Consider the following 19,100-nt stretch of genomic DNA (forward strand, 5'->3'; position numbering starts at 1 on the left):
AGGTGTTTACTTTTGATCGATGCATTATTAAACTTTGATTTTATGAGATACTCATTGATTAGCGGACTTTTAATAGGTTTTATTGCCCCATTGATCGGCGCATTTATTGTGGTTCGTAGATTATCCCTTATTGCTGATGCTTTAAGTCATGTCACTTTAGGCGGAATATCTTTTGGCATGTTTATACTAACCGTTTTTCCTGCGCTCATTATCATAAATCCAATGTGGTTTGGCATACTTTTTGCAATCATAGGTGCCTTACTTATTGAAAAATTACGTACTTCTTATACAAATTATCAAGAAATAGCTATCCCAATAATTATGAGTGCAGGTATCGCTTTAAGTGCCATATTTATATCTTTGGCAGATGGTTTTAATCAAGAAATAGTTGGATTACTCTTTGGGTCGATTAGCGCAGTAAGTTTAAGTGATTTAGTGACAATTATTATTATTACTATAATTGTATTCAGCTTTGTCATGCTATTTTACAAAGAAATGTTTATCCTATCATTTGATGAAGAATATGCTACCGTTATCGGCATTCCAAAATGGATACAATTCTTATTTATTATTATTGTGGCTATGGTAATCTCAGCATCCATGCGCGTAGTTGGTATTTTATTAGTAAGTGCATTAATCACTTTGCCTATTGCAATTTCTATGAGAATTACAAATGGCTTTAAACAACTTATCATCAGTAGTATTATACTAGGGGAATTGTCAGTTGTATTAGGTTTAGTATTAGCATTTTATATGAACATTTCTCCTGGCGGTGTTATCGTTGCTTTATTAGTGATAATGCTAGGATTAACTATGCTACTACAAAAAGTAAATTTTAAAAAGGGTGTTTAATTATGAATACAAATGATGCTATTAAAATCCTTAAAGATAATGGTTTAAAATATACAGATAAGAGAAAACACATGCTTGATATTTTTGTTGAAAAAGATAAATATATTAACGCAAAGCATATCCAACAACAATTAGATCAACATTATCCTGGAATTTCTTTTGATACTGTCTATAGAAACTTACATTTATTTAAAGATTTAGGAATCATTGAAAGTACAGAACTAGACGGAGAAATGAAATTTAGAATTGCATGTACAAATCACCACCATCACCATTTTATTTGTGAACAATGTGGTGATACTAAAATCATTGAATATTGCCCAATTGATGAAGTTAAACAATTTTTACCAAACGTTGATATCCACACGCATAAACTTGAAATATATGGTACATGTGAGTCTTGTCAACATAAATCACATTAACTTTTCATCAATCATATTTATACCAATAAATGTTTAAATATAGGTCAATAGTCTGAATTTCCTTCCATTTAAGTATTTATATTAGTTTTATGTTTAAAATAATTTCAAATGCGCTATAGTAATATAGTAAGAATAATAATATAGTATATGGATAAGCAAATACTTTGTTGTATCCCAGATTACTTGTTATTATGAGTTAGAACATATTTAGGAGGATGATTAATAATGGCTTTTGAATTACCAAAATTACCATATGAAGCAGATGCATTAGAACCACATATTGATAAAGAAACAATGGAAATCCATCATGATAAACATCATAATACGTATGTGACTAAATTAAATTCTGCAGTTGAAGGTACAGACTTAGAGTCTAAATCTATTGAGGAAATTATTGCCAATTTAGATAGCGTTCCTGAAAACATTCAAACAGCTGTACGTAATAATGGTGGCGGACACTTAAACCATTCACTATTCTGGGAATTTTTAACTCCTAATTCTGAAGAAAAAGGTACTGTAGTTGATAAAATTAAAGAACAATGGGGTTCTTTAGATGAATTCAAGAAAGAATTCGCTGACAAAGCTGCAGGTCGTTTTGGTTCAGGTTGGGCATGGTTAGTTGTAAATAACGGTAAATTAGAAATTGTTACAACGCCTAACCAAGACAACCCATTAACTGAAGGAAAAACACCTATCTTATGTATAGATGTATGGGAACACGCATACTACTTAAAATATCAAAATAAACGTCCTGATTATATTAGTGCATTTTGGAATGTGATAAATTGGGAAAAAGTTGACGAATTATATAATGAAGCTCAAAAATAATTAGTCACATATCACGGTCTCGCTATCGAGACCGTTATTTTTTTACCAAAATAATAGAAATATCTCGCGATTTCATATATCATTTGATAGTAGAGAAGTTGAATAGAGGTAGGTTATTTTGCTTAAAAGGTTAAAGGAAAAATCAAACGATGAAAAAATAAGAAATACAATGAATCACCGCATTAATTTTATATTCGGACTCATTGTCTTTATTTTTGTAATAATTGTACTCAGATTAGGATACTTGCAAATCGCACAAGGCTCACATTACAAACAAGAAATCAAAGATAACGAAAATATCACTGTAAATGAATCTGTACCACGGGGACGTATATTAGATCGAAACGGCAAAGTGCTTGTAGATAATGCTTCAAAAATGGCTATTACATATACGAGATCTAAGAAAACATCCCAACAAGAAATGTTAGACACGGCTAAAAAGTTAGCCAAATTAATTCATATGGATACAGATAAAATAACAACTAGAGACAAACAAGACTTTTGGATACAACTTCATCCGAAACAAGCCCAGCAAATGATGACAAAAGAACAAAACTTAATTGATGATGGTAGTATTACTCAAGATCAATACGATGAAGCACTTCATAATAAAATAAGTAAAAAACAATTAAATTCATTCTCTAAAGATGATTTGCAAGTACTAGCAATCTATAGAGAAATGTCAGCTGGTTCAACTTTAGACCCACAAATGATTAAAAATAAAGATGTTTCAGAAAAAGAATATGCAGCCGTATCTCAACAGTTAAATAAATTACCTGGCATTAATACAACTATGGATTGGGATCGTAAATATCCTTATGGTGATAGCCTAAGAGGTATTTTTGGTAATGTTTCTACACCTGCTGAAGGTGTACCTAAAGAATTAACGGAACAATATCTTGCTAAAGGCTATTCTAGAAATGATCGTGTGGGCAAGTCATATTTGGAATATCAATATGAAGATGTGTTACGTGGTAAGAAAAAAGAAATGAAATATACGACCGATAAATCAGGACGTGTTATTAATTCTGAAGTAATCAATCCAGGTGCACGTGGTCATGATTTACAACTAACTATAGACATCGATTTACAGAAAAAAGCTGAGGAATTATTAGAAAAGCAAATTAATAAATTAAGAAGTCAGGGTGCAAAAGATATGGATAACGCTATGATTGTTGTTCAAAACCCTAAAAACGGTGATATCTTAGCAATGGCTGGTAAACAAATTGATAAAAATGGTAAGCTAACTGACTATGACATTGGTAACTTCACAGCACAGTTTGCAGTTGGGTCATCAGTGAAGGGTGGCACACTACTTGCTGGATATCAAAATAACGCCATAAAAGTTGGTGAAGAAATGGTAGACGAACCACTACATTTCAGAGGCGGACTCACTAAACGCTCTTATTTTAATAAAAATAATCGTATTACAATCAATGACAAAGAAGCCTTAATGCATTCATCGAACGTATATATGTTTAAAACTGCATTAAAATTAGCTGGAGATCCATATTCATCTGGCATGACATTACCAACCGATATCTCAGCAGCGGGGCAAAAACTTCGTAAAGGCCTTAATCAAGTAGGCTTAGGAGTAAAAACTGGCATTGATTTACCAAACGAAACTGCAGGTCAAACGGCACCATTGACAAATAATCCTGGTAATTATTTAGACTTAGCGATAGGACAATACGATACCTATACGCCAATACAATTGTCGCAATATGTGTCTACAATTGCTAATAACGGATATCGCATACAACCTCATATCGGTCTTGCAATACATGATTCTACAAATACCGATGAGTTAGGACCACTTAAGAAAAAAATTAAGGGTAACGTATTAAATAGAGTCAATAATACACAAGATCAACTTGATGAAGTTAAAGCAGGCTTTAAAATGGCCTTTAATAAACAAGACGGTACTGGATATGCAAGTTTCCATAAAACCACTGTGCCTTCTGCAGGAAAAACAGGTACAGCTGAAGTCTTCCAAAATGGCGAATCACGTGTTAATTCAACATATATTGGATATGCACCGATAGATAATCCACAATTAGCATTTTCTATCGTTTATACAAATCAACCGGTGCCACCACCATGGTTAAACGGTGGCGATTTAGGAAGAGATATTATTAATTACTATTTTAAAGATCATGCCGATAAAAAGGATAACGATGGTAATAATGAAACAGATTAACATCAAAATGTATATAGGTTTAAGCTAACAATAATAGCCGTCTAATACATCAACAATCCACTTAAGACTTAATATTCATTGCAGAAGTATAGGTGTTCATTTAGCAGCTATTAACACAGCTAATTAAAAATAGTACTTTTCAATTAAGTATGATAGTGGTATGATTAATAAGTCGTATTTAGATAAGGTAAGGAGGTATAATCATGCGCGTAAACGTTACATTAGCTTGTACAGAATGTGGTGACAGAAACTACATCTCAACTAAAAACAAAAGAAATAATCCTGAACGTGTTGAAATGAAAAAATATTGTTCACGTGATAATAAACATACTTTACACCGTGAAACTAAATAATTTGGTAATGGTTTGACAAGCTAGGACATTATTCCTAGATAAATTAGCCAGTAAGTGAGTTTTGTAAATTCATTTACTGGCTTTTTTATTGGCTTTGAATAGAAATCATACAGATAAAAAGATTTAGGTGTTGCAATTTTAATCCGTTTTATTTATGTTCAAACCGTTTTAATTATTACAAATTATCGTTTTGTATAAATGACAATATATTTTATAAACGTTATAATAAGTGGATAAGAGGGTGATAGATTGACTAAAAAACAAATTCGTCAAAATATGATTTCAAAGATGAAATCTTTTGATGCTTCTTCTAAAAAAACTGCAGACCTATGGCTAAAGGGTCAATTATTCCAGCAAGAAGTATTTCAAAAAGCTCAAAAAATTTCTATCGTGCTTTCTATGCCCCATGAAGTGAATACATATGACATTATAGAAACGGCAATTAAAATGGGAAAACAAATATATGTTCCTCACACTGATTATAATGAAAATCATATGACATTTAAGCAATTATTATCATTAAATGATATAAGTAAAGATGCAAAAGGAATTAATTATTCTACTTCAAACACGGCTACAACCAATGAGTTAGATTTAATTATTGTCCCTGGTGTAGCCTTTAATAAAGACGGATATAGAATAGGCTACGGGGGCGGATATTATGACCGCTTTTTAAGTGAACATCCTTCTCATACGATTAGTTTAGTTTATGATTTCCAAATCGTGAACTTTGCAACTGATTATTATGATCAGGCTGTGGATCAATTAATTATTTATACAACATAGCGCTATGGAGGACGCCATGAAATTAGAAAAACTTTATTGGAAATCAAGTTATTACTGGATTAGATATTTAAACTATGACTATATATATCAAAATAGCGAACAGCATGAACTATGGTTATGCAATAGAAAAAAACAGTCTCTCATTATTATTAAAGATACCGTTAACTCATCACAAGAAATTAGATTTGACAAATCAAAGATTAAAGAAAACATCAATGATATTGCGCTAAAATTTAACTTCCAACCAAAAACCTGTGATTTTTACTACTTTTCGGACAAACCTGTCCCCATTGAAGATTTACAAGAATTACAGCCGTTAAAAATAAGTGTTAAAATAATAGCGTCTGAAGCTGATGCGCAACAATGTATACCGAATAAATTTTTACGTCGTCTTTTTAATAAAAAAGATAGTAAAACAACAGCTTATTACAAAAAAAGAGTGCTAAATCAAAATCCTCTAGACAAATATATGGCAAAATTTTCTCCTGCTACCTATAGTTTAATTACTATAAATATTGTAATTTGGCTTAGCATGATATTACTATTAAATCGCTTTTCAAATATAAAGCTCTTAGACATGGGTGGTTTAGTCCACTTTAACGTTGTTCATGGAGAATGGTATAGACTTATTACTTCGATGTTCTTACACTTTAATTTTGAACATATATTGATGAATATGCTATCGCTTTTTATATTTGGTAAAATTGTTGAAGCGATTATAGGCCCAATGAAAATGTTGATTTTATATATTATTTCTGGACTTTTCGGAAATTTTTTATCTTTGTCTTTTAATACTGATACTGTTTCAGCTGGTGCTAGTGGGGCAATTTTTGGGCTTATAGGTGCCATAATAGCAATGATGATAATAAGTAAAGTTTATTCTCGTAAGATGATTGGCCAATTATTGATTGCATTAGTTATACTAATTGGGTTTTCGCTGTTATTATCAAACGTTAATATCATGGCACACCTTGGTGGTTTTATATCTGGCTTATTACTAATCTATATAGGCTATTATTATAAAGCGAATCGGAATATTTTTTGGTTGCTCTTAATCGTATTTTTAATACTTTTCATTTTATTGCAGGTTAGAATATTCACGATTAAAGAAGATAATATTTACAATATTCTTATAGAAGATGAAATGAATCATTATAACTATAACGAAGCCGAAAAAATAGTTTCACAGACGTTGGATAATCATTATGATGATGCTAAAACATACTATTTAAAGGGGTTAATTACAGCAGCTACCAAATCTAAAGCTGAGAGCATCGCTGAGTGGGAAAGGGGATTGCGCAATTATCCTAATTCAGGATTATTAAATTATGAATTAGCTATCGCAAATCGATCACTTAGTGACAATAAAAAAGCTGAAAAATATATTAATCATGCTTTAAAGGTAGAACCCAACAATGCGGATTATTTAAATTTAAAAAAAGAGTTGAAAATAGTCAATGAAGACAAAAATTAATAGTTTTTATGATGTTCAACAATTACTTAAAGAATTTGGCTATATTATTTATTTTAAAAATCCAAAAGATACGTGTGAAATGATGGCACAAGAGATTAGAAGCTTATTTGATTATCAGCTTATTTCAAAAGATACTTATTTAAAAAGTTTATTGATTATTAACCAAAGAAGGAATGAACACAAATGAAGAACATAATTTTAGCAGCAGATATTGGTGGCACAACTTGTAAACTAGGCATCTTTGATGAACAATTGAATCAATTAAAAAAATGGTCGATTCATACAGATACTTCTGATCCATCAGGTGTGACATTATTAACACAAATTAAACAATCATTTGAAAAACAACTACCACAACAAAATTACACAATGGACAATGTAATAGGCCTTGGGATAGGAGTTCCTGGTCCTGTTGATTTTGAAAGTGGTGTTGTATATGGTGCTGTTAATCTACATTGGACAAACCATGTAAATGTAAGAGAAATTTTTTCCAAAATGCTTGATTGTCCAATTTATGTAGATAATGATGCTAATGTTGCAGCACTTGGCGAAAAACATAAAGGTGCCGGCAAAGGTGCCGATGATGTTGTAGCTATTACACTTGGTACTGGACTTGGCGGAGGCGTAATCTCTAACGGAAAATTAGTTCATGGACACAATGGTTCAGGTGCGGAATTAGGACACATTCGAACAGATTTTGATCAAAGATTTGATTGTAATTGTGGACATGCTGGTTGTATTGAAACTGTTGCTTCAGCTACTGGTGTGGTTAATTTAGTTAACTTTTATTATCCAAAATTAACTTTTAAATCATCAATTTTACCTTTAATTAAAGAAAATAAAGTTACTGCAAAAGCAGTTTTTGATGCAGCAAAAGCTGGTGATCAATTCTGTATTTTTATCACTGAAAAGGTTGCTAATCATATTGGCTATTTATGTAGTATCATTAGTGTAACTAGTAACCCTAAATATATTGTGCTAGGTGGTGGTATGTCTACAGCAGGTGCAATATTAATAGAAAACATCAAAACTGATTTTCATCATTATGCGTTCAAACCGGCTCAGCACAATACAGAGATTGTTCAAGCTAAACTAGGTAATGATGCTGGTATTACAGGCGCTGCCGGTTTAATTAAAACTTATATTATTGAAAAGGATGGTGTTAAATAATGGCTATTGTAGATGTAGTTGTTATTCCAGTAGGTACAGAAGGACCAAGTGTAAGTAAATATATTGCAGAAATACAAACAAAATTAAAAGAGTTTAAAGACCAAGGGAAAATTGATTATCAATTAACACCTATGAATACTTTAATAGAAGGCGATTTAAAAGATTTATTTGAAGTAGTACAAGCCATACACGAATTACCATTTGATAAAGGATTAGACCGAGTTTGTACGAATTTACGTATAGATGATCGAAGAGATAAAAAACGTAAAATGAATGATAAACTAAAATCTGTCCAAAAACATTTGGACAACAAAGGTGAATAAATTATGAGAATTTCAAAACTAACGTTAGGTTTAGTTGATACCAATACTTATTTTGTTGAAAATGATCATTCCGTTATTTTATTTGATCCCGCAGGTGAAGTAGATAAAATCTTTAAAAAATTAAATCAAATTAACAAACCATTACAAGCTGTTTTATTAACACATGCGCATTTTGATCATATAGGCGCACTTGATGAAGTATTAGCAAAATATCCAGTTCCCCTATATATGAATGATGAAGAATTCAGCTTTCTGACTACACCAGAAAAGAACGGATCTGAAAAATTCCAACAATATGGTATGCCAATAGTTGTTAGCACAGCTAAACCTAAGCCGCTTCAAGAAGGCCATGCAAATATTCAAGGCTTTGAGTTTGATGTCTTGCATACACCAGGACATTCTCCAGGTAGTTTATCTTATGTCTTTAATGACTTTGCAATAGTTGGTGATACACTATTTAATAATGGCATAGGACGAACAGATTTATATCGTGGTGATTACGAAACATTAGTTGACTCTATCAAAGATAAACTCTTTGAATTAGATGGCGATTTACCTTTGTTCCCTGGACACGGAGATTATACGACAGTTGATGATGAACAATTAAATCCCTATTTAAATGGTTAAAGTAAAAATAACACCTCCTACGTTTATATATGTAGGAGGTGCTTTTATGAAAATATTATTTAAGGAAATTGTTAACAAAGCGATACAACAGAATGCAAGTGATATTCACTTTATTCCAAGTCAAACTACTGTCATCATTAAATTTCGTGTTAATGACCAACTTGTAGATTATGAAGAATTAAATTTAAGCATCTATACTAAACTGTTAACGTTTATGAAATTTCAAGCTGGCTTAGATGTATCAACACATCAAATCGCCCAAAGTGGAAGATATACCTATCAATATAAGCAACAATATTACTTAAGAATCTCAACTTTACCACTATCATTAGGTACAGAAAGTTGCGTCATTCGTATCGTACCACAATACTTTCAACAACATAAAACGTGTTACCAATTTAATGATTTCAAACAGTTTATGAATAAAAAGCAAGGATTGTTATTATTTAGTGGTCCAACTGGATCTGGTAAAAGTACACTGATGTATCAAATGGTTTTATATGCACAACAAGAGCTTAATTTAAATGTTATTACAATTGAAGATCCAGTTGAACAGTTGATATCAGGCATTACACAAGTATCTGTAAATGATAAAGCAGGCATTAATTATGTATCAACATTTAAAGCTATTCTGCGCTGTGATCCTGATGTTATCTTAATTGGCGAAATTAGAGATGCCAGTATCGCAAAATGTGTTATTCAGGCAAGTTTAAGTGGCCATTTAGTATTATCTACAATTCACGCAAACAACTGCAAAGGAACTTTATTAAGATTATTAGAAATGGGAATTTCAGTTCAAGAAATATGTCAATCAATTAATTTAATCTCTAATCAAAGACTCATTACCACCCTAAATCAACAACGAGCATTGGTTTGCGAAATGATGATAAATCATCAAATAGAATACTTTTTTGAACATAATCATACCTTGCCTAAATCATTTCATCATTTATCACAGTTAATTGGTAACATGTCAAAAGAAGGGGTCATTTGTGAAGAAACTGCTAATAAATATACTTAATTATCATCGCAAGCCTTTAACTCACAAACAACAAGCAGAGTTGTTATTAAGCTTGTGTAATCTGTTAGACAATGGTTTTACATTACTTGAAAGCTTTAAATTCCTTAATTTTTATTATCTTTCTAAAAATGTACAGTTAGCATCACAAGTAATAAGCACTATAAAAAGCGGAGGTAATTGCTACGAAGTTTTAAAATTATTAACATTTTCTCCAGGTATTCTTTCACAAATTTATTTTGCAGAACAGTATGGTGAATTTACTAATTCATTAAGACAAACAGCTCAATATATGCAACGACATATCAAAGCAAAAGAACGGTTTATTAAAACCATACAATATCCAATCGTTTTAATTATTGTTTTTCTTGGCATACTGACAACTTTAAAATTAACTGTCTTACCTCAATTTACACAACTTTATGACACTATGAATGTTCCTGTATCACGAGGACAACATCTCCTTACAATACTTATCAGCTACCTACCTAATATTATTTTACTATTCTCAACTTTATTAATGATTTCTGTACTCATAATAAAATACTTTTTAAAACGTATCGATGTATATAAGCAAATACAATTTATAACTCATATACCTATTGCTAACAACTATTATAAATTGCTAATGACATATAAATTAGCTAACGAACTAGCATTGTTTTATAAGAATGGTATATCACTGCAAAAAATAGTATCTATATATACTGAGCAGAACAATGATATGTTTTTAAATTACCTTGGACAGCGATTATTAGAAAAATCTAATCAAGGTCAATCATTATCACAAATTCTCAAAGATGAAGCTTGTTTTCAAAATGATTTAATTAAATTTTTAGAACAAGGAGAAAAGAGTGGCAAATTAGATATGGAATTGCACTTTTATAGTCAAATCCTTATTCAGCAATTTGAAGAAAGAGTCAATAAACATTTAAAATTTATTCAGCCTTTCATCTTTATTATTTTAGGTTGCTTTATCATCACTATTTATCTAGTCATCATGTTACCAATGTTCAATTTGATTCAAACAATTAAATAATAAAGGAGCTAATTATGAAATTTTCTTTTTATAAAAAATGCAAAGCGTTTACACTAATAGAAATGTTATTAGTATTACTAATTATTAGTGTCTTGCTTATCTTAATTATTCCAAACATTGCCAAACAAACAGCACATGTACAATCAACAGGTTGTGAAGCACAAGTAAAGATGGTCAATAGCCAAATAGAAGCCTATACTCTAAAGCATAATGGATCTCCAAAAAGCATTGATGATTTAATTTCTGAGGGTTTTATTAAAGATGGTCAAAAGAATTGCAAATCTGGGGAAACCATCAGCATATCAAATGGTGAGGCAGTTGCAAATTAACAAAGCTAAAGCATTCACTTTAATTGAAACAATGCTTGCCTTATTTATCATACAACTTCTTCTTTTCATCTCAATAAGCTATCTTTCAACTTATCATTACATTCAATCTGCTCACAATAATAATGTAACATTACTAATCAATCAATTTGACTTTTATAAATCTAAAGCACTTCGGAATCATCAATCCATTACTTTATTATTTTCAAAAAACAGTAATCAAATAAAAGTGATTGAACAACATGGTCAAAAGTATCATTTTAGTATCTCTAATGGTTATATTTACCGTATATCTAATATTTCACTTCTAACTTTCAATGCCCAAGGAGAAATCAACCAATTTGGTTCTCTTTATATAAAATATCCAACTGCAACTTATAGAATAATTTTTAATATCGACCAAGGGAGAATACGTTATGAAAAAATATAGACTTCAAGGTGTACTACTTATTGATAGTCTATTCGGACTGTTAATCGTTGTTTTAATATATACGACGATAATCAGTTCATTTCAACAATTAAATAATAATTATCAAGAGGAGTTATATCATTTGGATAATTTAAACGTCATGCTAAACACAGTTAAGCACTACAAATTTCAAGAATTAGCTAAAGGAGTTACTGTTGATGAGTATTATATTCATTTAAACTCATCATCAATTTGTGGTTTAAATGCACAGACACATATTAAAATATGTATTAAAATTTAGGATCGCTTCATTTACGTTAATTGAGATGCTATTAACCCTTTTTATAACCTTCACCCTCTGTATGTTGCTTCCTCTCTTTATTCATAATGCAAATTACTATTTTCATCAAGCAACGAATGCTTTTGATGTTGAATATGAATTATTTGCTATATCATTACACCAAAATAAAGTTTTTCAGCATGCTACTTTTGAAGTCAAAACTCCTCAGAAGATACTGATAAAAAAGAATCATGAATTACTATGGCTCAAATATCAATCTCATAAAATAATTTTAGAATATCCACACAAAGGTAATATTATTTTATTAAACGATGTACAGTCAGCGTCCTTTACTATTGTGAACCATCAATTTATTAAAATTCATTTGCAAAGTGGAGGTGTCATGAATATTTATGAAAAAAACTTATACCTATCACAATAAAGCTTTTATAAGTATCGCGCTTCTTGTAATTTTTACAATTTATCTATCACTTTTATTTTTATATACGGTACAATATACAGTAAAGCTTAAGACTTTAAATAATTTAGAAATGTATTACAATAATCAGATTATTGAGACGTTCAAAAAAGGAAGATGACATTGTTTAATTTTACAAAACCAATTATTTTTATTGGATTTATGGGTACTGGAAAATCAACGTTAGCACAATTTATGGCTCAAAAGCTCACTCTATCTTTTGTTGACTTAGATCAATTCATTGAAATAAACGAGCAGCAATCAATACCTGAAATATTTGCAACACGTGGCGAACAACATTTTCGTGAGTTAGAATATCATTACTTAAAAGAAGCGTTACAGCAATTTGATATTATTGCAACAGGTGGGGGAATTATTGAAAATGATGCTTCCTTTCATTATCTAAAAACGCAACAAAATGTGATATGGTTAGATTGCGACATCGATATAATTTATCAAAGAATTGTTAACGATTCACATCGACCTAATGCTAAAAGCAAAACCAAATCCCAATTAAAAAGCTTGTATTTAACAAGGGTTTCAAGATATAATGAAATCGCATTCATAAAAGTGAATAGTAGTTTTTCTATTCAACAACTTTATGAAGAGATTATCAATAGCATAAATCGCGATTGATCAGTATTAGAGAGCATAAAGTAGTTAAACTACTTTGTCGCCGAAGGTGCAAGTTGTATAAACGAAACTCTCAGGCAAAAGGATAATACTGTAACGCATCCTGAATTCGTTTATAAACAGGGTAGCTTTGGCTATCCTGTTTTTTTATAAAATAATAGGGGGTTTTTAAATGACAAGCGAATTAAAAAAAACACCATTGTATCAAAACTATGTAGATAGTGGTGCTAAGATTGTAGAATTCGGTGGATGGGCTATGCCTGTTCAATTTACTAGTATTAAAGATGAACATAAAGCAGTTCGATATGATATTGGGTTGTTCGATGTCAGTCATATGGGAGAAATAGCTATTAAAGGTAATGATGCTAGTAAATTTGTCCAATATTTACTTTCAAATGATACAAACAACTTAACTGATAATAAAGCTCAATACACTGCTTTATGTAATGAAGAAGGCGGTGTCATTGATGATTTAGTAATTTATAAATTAGAAAATAATGATTATTTATTAATCGTCAATGCTGCAAATACTGATAAAGACTTTACTTGGATAGAAAAGCAAAGTTCAAAGTTTGATGTGACAGTATCAAATGTCTCAGACAAATATGGTCAATTAGCTATTCAAGGACCAAAAGCAAGAGATTTAGTCAGTCAATTAGTTGATATAGATGTTAGTGAAATGAAACCTTTTGAATTCAAACAAAATGTAAAATTATTAGGAAAAAATGTAATTCTATCACAATCTGGATATACTGGTGAAGACGGCTTTGAAATCTATTGTGATATTAATGATACTGTTGATATTTGGAACGGCTTGTTAGAACACGATGTTGTACCATGTGGCCTTGGTGCACGTGATACATTACGTTTAGAAGCTGGGTTGCCATTACATGGTCAAGATTTAACAGAGAGTATTACACCATATGAAGGCGGAATTGCCTTTGCAGCTAAACCTTTAATTGAAGAAGACTTTATCGGTAAATCTGTCTTGAAAGATCAAAAAGAAAATGGTTCTAAACGAAGAACTGTAGGCCTAGAATTATTAGAAAAAGGCATTGCTCGTACTGGTTATGAAGTTATGGATTTAGATGGTAACGTGATTGGAGAAGTCACTTCTGGTACTCAATCACCAACATCTGGAAAATCTATTGCTATAGCAATTATTAACCGTGACGAATTTGAAATGGGACGGGAATTATTAGTTCAAGTTAGAAAAAGACAATTAAAAGCTAAAATTGTTAAAAAGAATCAAATTGAAAAATAATTAAGGGGTGTGTACTTTGAGTCATCGTTATATTCCATTAACTGATAAAGATAAGCAAGAAATGTTAGATACTATTGGTGCGAAATCTATTAATGACCTATTTGGAGATGTACCTAAAGATATTCTTTTAAATAGGAATTTAAATATTGCTAGTGGAGAGTCTGAAACCACTTTATTGAAACGTTTAAACAATATAGCAAATAAAAACATTACGAAAGAGACGCATACTTCATTTTTAGGCGCTGGTGTATATGATCACTACGCACCATCTGTCGTAGATGCAATGATTTCACGATCAGAATTCTATACCGCTTATACACCTTATCAACCCGAGATTTCTCAAGGTGAGCTTCAGGCTATTTTTGAATTTCAAACATTGATTTGTGAATTAACAAATATGGATGTTGCCAATTCTTCAATGTATGATGGCATAACAAGTTTTGCCGAAGCTTGTATCTTAGCTTTTAACCATACTAAGAAAAACAAAATCGTTGTATCTAAAGGTTTACATTATCAAGCATTACAAGTTTTAGACACGTATGTGAAAGTACGCAAAGATTTCGAAGTTGTTGAAGTAGATCTTGACGGTACAGTTACTGATTTAGACAAATTAGAAGCAGCTATCGATGATAATACAGCTGCAGTTGCAGTACAATATCCTAATTTCTATGGATCAATTGAAGACTTGGAAAAAATCCATTCATTTATTGAAAATAAAAAAGCATTATTTATCGTCTATGCAAATCCATTAGCGTTAGGCTTACTGACACCTCCAGGTTCATTTGGTGCAGATATTGTAGTAGGCGATACGCAACCATTCGGTATTCCAGCACAATTTGGTGGGCCACATTGTGGATATTTTGCAACGACCAAAAAGTTAATGCGTAAAGTACCAGGTCGTTTAGTTGGGGAAACACAAGATGACCACGGAAATCGTGGATTTGTTTTAACTTTACAAGCTAGAGAACAACACATTCGTCGTGATAAAGCCACATCTAACATTTGTTCAAACCAAGCACTTAATGCACTAGCTTCATCAATTGCTATGTCTGCGCTTGGTAAACAAGGGATTTATGATATTGCAGTTCAAAATCTAGAACATGCAAATTATGCAAAAGAACAATTTAAGTCTCATGATTTTAAAGTTTTAGATGGTACATCATTTAATGAATTTGTGGTTCAATTTGATAAACCAATTGCAGATATCAACGCTCAATTAAAAGACGAAGGTATTATTGGCGGATTTGATCTTGGTGCCGTATCAGATGACTTGAACAATCATATGTTGATTGCAGTTACTGAATTAAGAACAAAAGAAGAAATTGATACATTCGTTAAGAAAGCTGGTGAGTTAAATGGTAAGTAAATCTAGCCCATTAATTTTTGAAAGATCTAAAGAAGGAAGATATGCGTATTCATTACCACAATCTGATATCAAAACCGACGCTGTATCATCAATTTTAAATGAGAAATTTATCCGAAAAGAAAAAGCGGAATTACCTGAAGTTGCTGAGTTAGACTTAGTTCGTCACTATACAGAGTTATCAAACAAAAACTTTGGTGTTGATTCTGGGTTTTATCCTTTAGGTTCTTGTACGATGAAGTATAATCCAAAAATTAATGAAAAAGTTGCACGTATTCCAGGATTTGCTGAATCTCATCCGCTCCAAGATGAGGATCAAGTTCAAGGCTCTTTAGAAATTATTTATAGCCTACAAGAAGAACTTAAAGAAATAACTGGCATGGATGAAGTCACACTTCAACCAGCTGCAGGTGCTCACGGTGAATGGACTGCATTAATGATTTTCAAAGCTTATCATCAAAAAAATGGTGAAGGCCATCGAGATGAAGTTATTGTTCCTGATTCTGCTCATGGTACAAATCCTGCTTCTGCATCATTTGCCGGATTTAAATCTGTCACTGTAAAATCAAATGAACGTGGAGAAGTTGATATTGATGACTTGAAACGTGTTGTTAATGAAAATACAGCAGCTATTATGTTAACTAATCCAAATACATTAGGAATTTTCGAAAAAAACATCATGGAAATTCGTGAAATCGTACATGAAGCAGGAGGATTACTTTATTATGATGGTGCGAACTTAAACGCTATCATGGATAAAGTACGCCCAGGAGATATGGGATTTGATGCCGTACACTTAAACCTTCACAAAACATTTACAGGTCCACATGGTGGTGGCGGCCCTGGTTCTGGACCAGTTGGTGTAAAAAAAGAATTAGCTAGCTATTTACCTAAACCTATGGTTATTAAAGAAGGGCAAACATATAAATACGACAATGACATTGAAAATTCTATTGGACGTGTCAAACCATTTTACGGTAACTTTGGTATTTATTTAAGAGCGTATACTTACATCAGAACGATGGGTGCTGAAGGTCTTAAAGAAGTATCTGAAGCTGCAGTATTAAATGCTAACTATATTAAAGCTAGTTTGAAAGACTATTTTGAAATACCTTATGAACAGTATTGTAAACATGAATTTGTGCTTAGCGGTTCTAAACAAAAAGAACATGGCGTGCGTACACTCGATATGGCAAAACGTCTACTAGACTTTGGTGTACATCCACCAACAATCTATTTCCCATTAAATGTTGAAGAGGGAATGATGATTGAACCAACAGAAACTGAGTCTAAAGAAACACTCGACCACTTTATTAATGCAATGATTGAAATTGCAGAAGAAGCAAAAAACGATCCTGATAAAGTATTAGAAGCACCACATACCACTATTATTGATCGTTTGGATGAAACACAAGCAGCACGTAAACCAGTATTAAAATTCGAAAATTTGCACGCTGAAAAAGAATAATCATAAATAATCCCTTATAGACAAGCACGTTTCTCTATAAGGGATTTATTTTTTCTAAAATCCAATATCTTAGTTCCATATATTAAAAACACATGAGCGCACATTGCTAGTGGCGGGCCCCCAGCACAAAGAAATGCGAAGCCATTTTTCAAGCGGGGCGAGTTGAAGTGGCTGAAAGCTGTCCTCTAAGAAAGCCAATCATAGGAAGTGTAGTCAATAAATTAGCCAGTAAATGAATTTACAAGAAACTCACTTACTGGCTAATTTTTCTAATGATGTCCCAAACGCATCTAATTTTTATCGTATTACTTTTTGGACTTGATTTTACCAGTCCATTTTTTATAGCCACCTTTTAACATATAAAGGTTTTTGTAGCCATTTTTCTTTAATATTCTTGCAGCACGATAACTTGCGATACCATTTGCATCACAAAGATAAATAGGTTGATCTTTTCTCAAACCTTGAAATCTTTGTTTAAACATCGTGATAGGAATATTTCGGGCACCATTAATATGTCCGTAATCGTAATCAACTTTCTCTCGCACATCTATCACTTGTGCTTTTCTTAGACCACTATGAAATTCATTTTGATCTAATTCTGTTACGGATCTTTTGTTCAAAATCCAATTATATAGCATGTAAAGAATGATTAAAACAATAATCGCTATAGCAATGATCAAAGAGATATTCATCTTGCATCCTCCCTAAATTACCGATATTATAATTATAAGACTGTTGGCGCAAATTATCAAAATAATTTAATGCTAATTCCGTAAATTATTTTAGTAATTTTACTTTAATGCTAGCATAGAAATATATAGATTAGTGAATGGAGTTTTTTTATGACTGAAACATGGAATTTTATCAATACTGGTAGTCATGATCCTTTTTATAATATGGCTATGGATGAAGCCTTATTAAACTTTGTTGCCAGTGGTGACATTGGGCCAGTTATTCGCTTTTATACGTGGAATCCTGCAACATTATCAGTGGGATACTTTCAGCGATTAACGAAAGAAATTGATATTGATAAAGTAAAAGAAAAAGGTTTCGGACTTGTAAGACGTCAAACCGGAGGACGTGGTGTTCTTCATGATAAAGAACTAACATACAGTGTTATTGTTCCTGAATCTCACCCTAATATGCCTTCTACTGTAACAGAAGCGTATCGCGTTATTTCACAGGGATTATTAGAAGGATATAAAGAACTTGGGTTAGACGCTTACTTTGCTATACCTAAATCAAAAGAAGAAAGAGAAAAGCTTAAACAACCTCGGAGTGCAGTATGCTTTGATGCTCCAAGTTGGTATGAATTGGTAGTTGAAGGGAGAAAAATTGCAGGAAGTGCACAAACAAGACAAAAAGGGGTTATCCTTCAGCACGGTTCATTACTTCAAGATGTTGATGTTGATGAATTATTTGATATGTTTATCTTCAAAAACGAGCGTTTAAAAAGTAAAATGAAAGCTGCTTTTGTAGATAAAGCTGTTGCCCTAAATGATATTGCTGATCACTATATTTCTATCACGGATATGGAACAAGCATTTGAAAAAGGTTTCAAACAAGGATTAGGTATAGAATTAAAGCCACTCACTTTAACAGATGAACAATTGCAAGAAGTAAAAAAACTCGAAGATAAATATCGTTCAGATGAATGGAATTATAGAAAATAATCACTTCTTTAATAAAACAGGGTCTGGGATGGTGTAAATCCATAATAAACAGCAGTAAGATAATTTTTAGAAAATATCTTACTACTGTTCTCTATTTTCACAATACTTCGTATT

General features: G+C 31.7%; 23 protein-coding genes and 1 riboswitch. Of the genes, 22 read left to right on the plus strand and 1 reads right to left on the minus strand.

Features of this window, described 5'->3' with window-relative positions:
* Nucleotides 1-12 precede the first annotated feature (12 nt).
* The 21 genes from HMPREF2597_RS06845 (at nucleotide 13) to gcvPB (ending at nucleotide 17,313) form a co-directional block, all read left to right on the plus strand.
* Nucleotides 13-852, plus strand: a complete 840-nt coding sequence (locus tag HMPREF2597_RS06845) for a metal ABC transporter permease (protein ID WP_002478125.1) — start codon at nucleotides 13-15, stop codon at nucleotides 850-852.
* 2 nt (nucleotides 853-854) lie between these two features.
* Nucleotides 855-1,274, plus strand: a complete 420-nt coding sequence (locus tag HMPREF2597_RS06850) for a Fur family transcriptional regulator (protein WP_002459005.1) — start codon at nucleotides 855-857, stop codon at nucleotides 1,272-1,274.
* Nucleotides 1,275-1,499: 225 nt separating this feature from the next.
* Complete coding sequence (locus tag HMPREF2597_RS06855) at nucleotides 1,500-2,102, plus strand: superoxide dismutase (protein ID WP_002459006.1); 603 nt, start codon at nucleotides 1,500-1,502, stop codon at nucleotides 2,100-2,102.
* A 118-nt stretch (nucleotides 2,103-2,220) separates the two neighbouring features.
* Entirely contained in the window at nucleotides 2,221-4,302 is a 2,082-nt protein-coding gene (locus HMPREF2597_RS06860) for a peptidoglycan D,D-transpeptidase FtsI family protein (RefSeq protein WP_002459007.1), read from the plus strand.
* A gap of 203 nt (nucleotides 4,303-4,505) precedes the next feature.
* Nucleotides 4,506-4,655 (plus strand): 50S ribosomal protein L33, encoded by a 150-nt coding sequence (rpmG, locus tag HMPREF2597_RS06865; RefSeq protein WP_001830957.1) that lies wholly within the window; start codon nucleotides 4,506-4,508, stop codon nucleotides 4,653-4,655.
* A 249-nt stretch (nucleotides 4,656-4,904) separates the two neighbouring features.
* Nucleotides 4,905-5,441: a 5-formyltetrahydrofolate cyclo-ligase gene (locus HMPREF2597_RS06870; protein WP_002459008.1), complete on the plus strand. Its 537-nt coding sequence runs from the start codon at nucleotides 4,905-4,907 to the stop codon at nucleotides 5,439-5,441.
* A gap of 16 nt (nucleotides 5,442-5,457) precedes the next feature.
* Nucleotides 5,458-6,915: a rhomboid family protein gene (locus HMPREF2597_RS06875; protein WP_002478127.1), complete on the plus strand. Its 1,458-nt coding sequence runs from the start codon at nucleotides 5,458-5,460 to the stop codon at nucleotides 6,913-6,915.
* Nucleotides 6,899-7,102, plus strand: coding sequence for a YqgQ family protein (locus tag HMPREF2597_RS06880; RefSeq protein WP_002459010.1), 204 nt, complete (start codon nucleotides 6,899-6,901; stop codon nucleotides 7,100-7,102). The genes HMPREF2597_RS06875 and HMPREF2597_RS06880 overlap by 17 nt, the downstream gene beginning before the upstream one ends.
* Nucleotides 7,099-8,085 carry an ROK family glucokinase gene (locus tag HMPREF2597_RS06885; protein WP_002478128.1) on the plus strand — a complete coding sequence of 329 codons (987 nt, stop codon included), beginning with the start codon at nucleotides 7,099-7,101 and terminating at the stop codon, nucleotides 8,083-8,085. Before HMPREF2597_RS06880 ends, HMPREF2597_RS06885 begins: the two co-directional genes overlap by 4 nt.
* Nucleotides 8,085-8,408 (plus strand): MTH1187 family thiamine-binding protein, encoded by a 324-nt coding sequence (locus HMPREF2597_RS06890; protein ID WP_002459012.1) that lies wholly within the window; start codon nucleotides 8,085-8,087, stop codon nucleotides 8,406-8,408. The genes HMPREF2597_RS06885 and HMPREF2597_RS06890 overlap by 1 nt, the downstream gene beginning before the upstream one ends.
* 3 nt (nucleotides 8,409-8,411) lie before the next feature.
* A complete protein-coding gene (locus HMPREF2597_RS06895; protein WP_002459013.1) occupies nucleotides 8,412-9,035 on the plus strand; it encodes an MBL fold metallo-hydrolase in 624 nt (207 codons plus the stop codon).
* 46 nt (nucleotides 9,036-9,081) lie between these two features.
* A complete protein-coding gene (comGA, locus tag HMPREF2597_RS06900) occupies nucleotides 9,082-10,056 on the plus strand; it encodes a competence type IV pilus ATPase ComGA (RefSeq protein ID WP_002478129.1) in 975 nt (324 codons plus the stop codon).
* On the plus strand, nucleotides 10,028-11,092 hold the full coding sequence (gene comGB / locus HMPREF2597_RS06905; RefSeq protein ID WP_002478130.1) for a competence type IV pilus assembly protein ComGB: 1,065 nt from the start codon (nucleotides 10,028-10,030) through the stop codon (nucleotides 11,090-11,092). Before comGA ends, comGB begins: the two co-directional genes overlap by 29 nt.
* Before the next feature lie 14 nt (nucleotides 11,093-11,106).
* Entirely contained in the window at nucleotides 11,107-11,421 is a 315-nt protein-coding gene (comGC, locus tag HMPREF2597_RS06910; RefSeq protein ID WP_002459016.1) for a competence type IV pilus major pilin ComGC, read from the plus strand.
* Nucleotides 11,354-11,848 (plus strand): competence type IV pilus minor pilin ComGD, encoded by a 495-nt coding sequence (gene comGD / locus HMPREF2597_RS06915; protein ID WP_225306455.1) that lies wholly within the window; start codon nucleotides 11,354-11,356, stop codon nucleotides 11,846-11,848. The genes comGC and comGD overlap by 68 nt, the downstream gene beginning before the upstream one ends.
* Nucleotides 11,835-12,128, plus strand: coding sequence for a hypothetical protein (locus HMPREF2597_RS06920; RefSeq protein WP_070817249.1), 294 nt, complete (start codon nucleotides 11,835-11,837; stop codon nucleotides 12,126-12,128). The genes comGD and HMPREF2597_RS06920 overlap by 14 nt, the downstream gene beginning before the upstream one ends.
* Nucleotides 12,129-12,189: 61 nt before the next feature.
* Nucleotides 12,190-12,549, plus strand: a complete 360-nt coding sequence (locus HMPREF2597_RS06925; RefSeq protein ID WP_002478132.1) for a competence type IV pilus minor pilin ComGF — start codon at nucleotides 12,190-12,192, stop codon at nucleotides 12,547-12,549.
* Between the two features lie 153 nt (nucleotides 12,550-12,702).
* Nucleotides 12,703-13,221: a shikimate kinase gene (locus HMPREF2597_RS06935; RefSeq protein ID WP_002459021.1), complete on the plus strand. Its 519-nt coding sequence runs from the start codon at nucleotides 12,703-12,705 to the stop codon at nucleotides 13,219-13,221.
* A riboswitch (glycine riboswitch) is annotated at nucleotides 13,218-13,317 on the plus strand. Its footprint overlaps the gene before it by 4 nt.
* Nucleotides 13,318-13,390: 73 nt before the next feature.
* Nucleotides 13,391-14,482 (plus strand): glycine cleavage system aminomethyltransferase GcvT, encoded by a 1,092-nt coding sequence (gcvT, locus tag HMPREF2597_RS06940; RefSeq protein ID WP_002478133.1) that lies wholly within the window; start codon nucleotides 13,391-13,393, stop codon nucleotides 14,480-14,482.
* Between the two features lie 16 nt (nucleotides 14,483-14,498).
* Entirely contained in the window at nucleotides 14,499-15,848 is a 1,350-nt protein-coding gene (gene gcvPA, locus HMPREF2597_RS06945) for an aminomethyl-transferring glycine dehydrogenase subunit GcvPA (RefSeq protein ID WP_002478134.1), read from the plus strand.
* On the plus strand, nucleotides 15,838-17,313 hold the full coding sequence (gene gcvPB, locus HMPREF2597_RS06950; protein ID WP_070817250.1) for an aminomethyl-transferring glycine dehydrogenase subunit GcvPB: 1,476 nt from the start codon (nucleotides 15,838-15,840) through the stop codon (nucleotides 17,311-17,313). The genes gcvPA and gcvPB overlap by 11 nt, the downstream gene beginning before the upstream one ends.
* Before the next feature lie 305 nt (nucleotides 17,314-17,618).
* Here gcvPB and HMPREF2597_RS06955 read toward each other — a convergent pair whose 3' ends face one another.
* Nucleotides 17,619-18,005, minus strand: a complete 387-nt coding sequence (locus HMPREF2597_RS06955; RefSeq protein ID WP_002459025.1) for a rhodanese-like domain-containing protein — start codon at nucleotides 18,003-18,005, stop codon at nucleotides 17,619-17,621.
* Between the two features lie 150 nt (nucleotides 18,006-18,155).
* On the opposite strand from HMPREF2597_RS06955, the gene HMPREF2597_RS06960 reads away from it, so the two are divergent.
* Entirely contained in the window at nucleotides 18,156-18,986 is an 831-nt protein-coding gene (locus HMPREF2597_RS06960) for a lipoate--protein ligase family protein (protein WP_002459026.1), read from the plus strand.
* Nucleotides 18,987-19,100: the final 114 nt, after the last annotated feature.

This window comes from Staphylococcus sp. HMSC063A07, from assembly GCF_001836955.1.
Lineage (GTDB): Bacteria > Bacillota > Bacilli > Staphylococcales > Staphylococcaceae > Staphylococcus > Staphylococcus lugdunensis.

Excerpts from the sequence above, each read along its gene's own strand:
- HMPREF2597_RS06850 (WP_002459005.1), top strand. The coding sequence starts at position 855 with ATGAATACAAATGATGCTATTAAAATCCTTAAAGATAATGGTTTAAAA.
- HMPREF2597_RS06855 (WP_002459006.1), top strand. The coding sequence starts at position 1,500 with ATGGCTTTTGAATTACCAAAATTACCATATGAAGCAGATGCATTAGAA.
- rpmG (WP_001830957.1), top strand. The coding sequence starts at position 4,506 with ATGCGCGTAAACGTTACATTAGCTTGTACAGAATGTGGTGACAGAAAC.
- HMPREF2597_RS06875 (WP_002478127.1), top strand. The coding sequence starts at position 5,458 with ATGAAATTAGAAAAACTTTATTGGAAATCAAGTTATTACTGGATTAGA.
- HMPREF2597_RS06880 (WP_002459010.1), top strand. The coding sequence starts at position 6,899 with ATGAAGACAAAAATTAATAGTTTTTATGATGTTCAACAATTACTTAAA.
- HMPREF2597_RS06885 (WP_002478128.1), top strand. The coding sequence starts at position 7,099 with ATGAAGAACATAATTTTAGCAGCAGATATTGGTGGCACAACTTGTAAA.
- HMPREF2597_RS06890 (WP_002459012.1), top strand. The coding sequence starts at position 8,085 with ATGGCTATTGTAGATGTAGTTGTTATTCCAGTAGGTACAGAAGGACCA.
- HMPREF2597_RS06895 (WP_002459013.1), top strand. The coding sequence starts at position 8,412 with ATGAGAATTTCAAAACTAACGTTAGGTTTAGTTGATACCAATACTTAT.
- comGA (WP_002478129.1), top strand. The coding sequence starts at position 9,082 with ATGAAAATATTATTTAAGGAAATTGTTAACAAAGCGATACAACAGAAT.
- comGC (WP_002459016.1), top strand. The coding sequence starts at position 11,107 with ATGAAATTTTCTTTTTATAAAAAATGCAAAGCGTTTACACTAATAGAA.
- comGD (WP_225306455.1), top strand. The coding sequence starts at position 11,354 with ATGGTCAAAAGAATTGCAAATCTGGGGAAACCATCAGCATATCAAATG.
- HMPREF2597_RS06920 (WP_070817249.1), top strand. The coding sequence starts at position 11,835 with ATGAAAAAATATAGACTTCAAGGTGTACTACTTATTGATAGTCTATTC.
- HMPREF2597_RS06925 (WP_002478132.1), top strand. The coding sequence starts at position 12,190 with ATGTTGCTTCCTCTCTTTATTCATAATGCAAATTACTATTTTCATCAA.
- HMPREF2597_RS06935 (WP_002459021.1), top strand. The coding sequence starts at position 12,703 with ATGACATTGTTTAATTTTACAAAACCAATTATTTTTATTGGATTTATG.
- gcvT (WP_002478133.1), top strand. The coding sequence starts at position 13,391 with ATGACAAGCGAATTAAAAAAAACACCATTGTATCAAAACTATGTAGAT.
- gcvPB (WP_070817250.1), top strand. The coding sequence starts at position 15,838 with ATGGTAAGTAAATCTAGCCCATTAATTTTTGAAAGATCTAAAGAAGGA.
- HMPREF2597_RS06955 (WP_002459025.1), bottom strand. The coding sequence starts at position 18,005 with ATGAATATCTCTTTGATCATTGCTATAGCGATTATTGTTTTAATCATT.
- HMPREF2597_RS06960 (WP_002459026.1), top strand. The coding sequence starts at position 18,156 with ATGACTGAAACATGGAATTTTATCAATACTGGTAGTCATGATCCTTTT.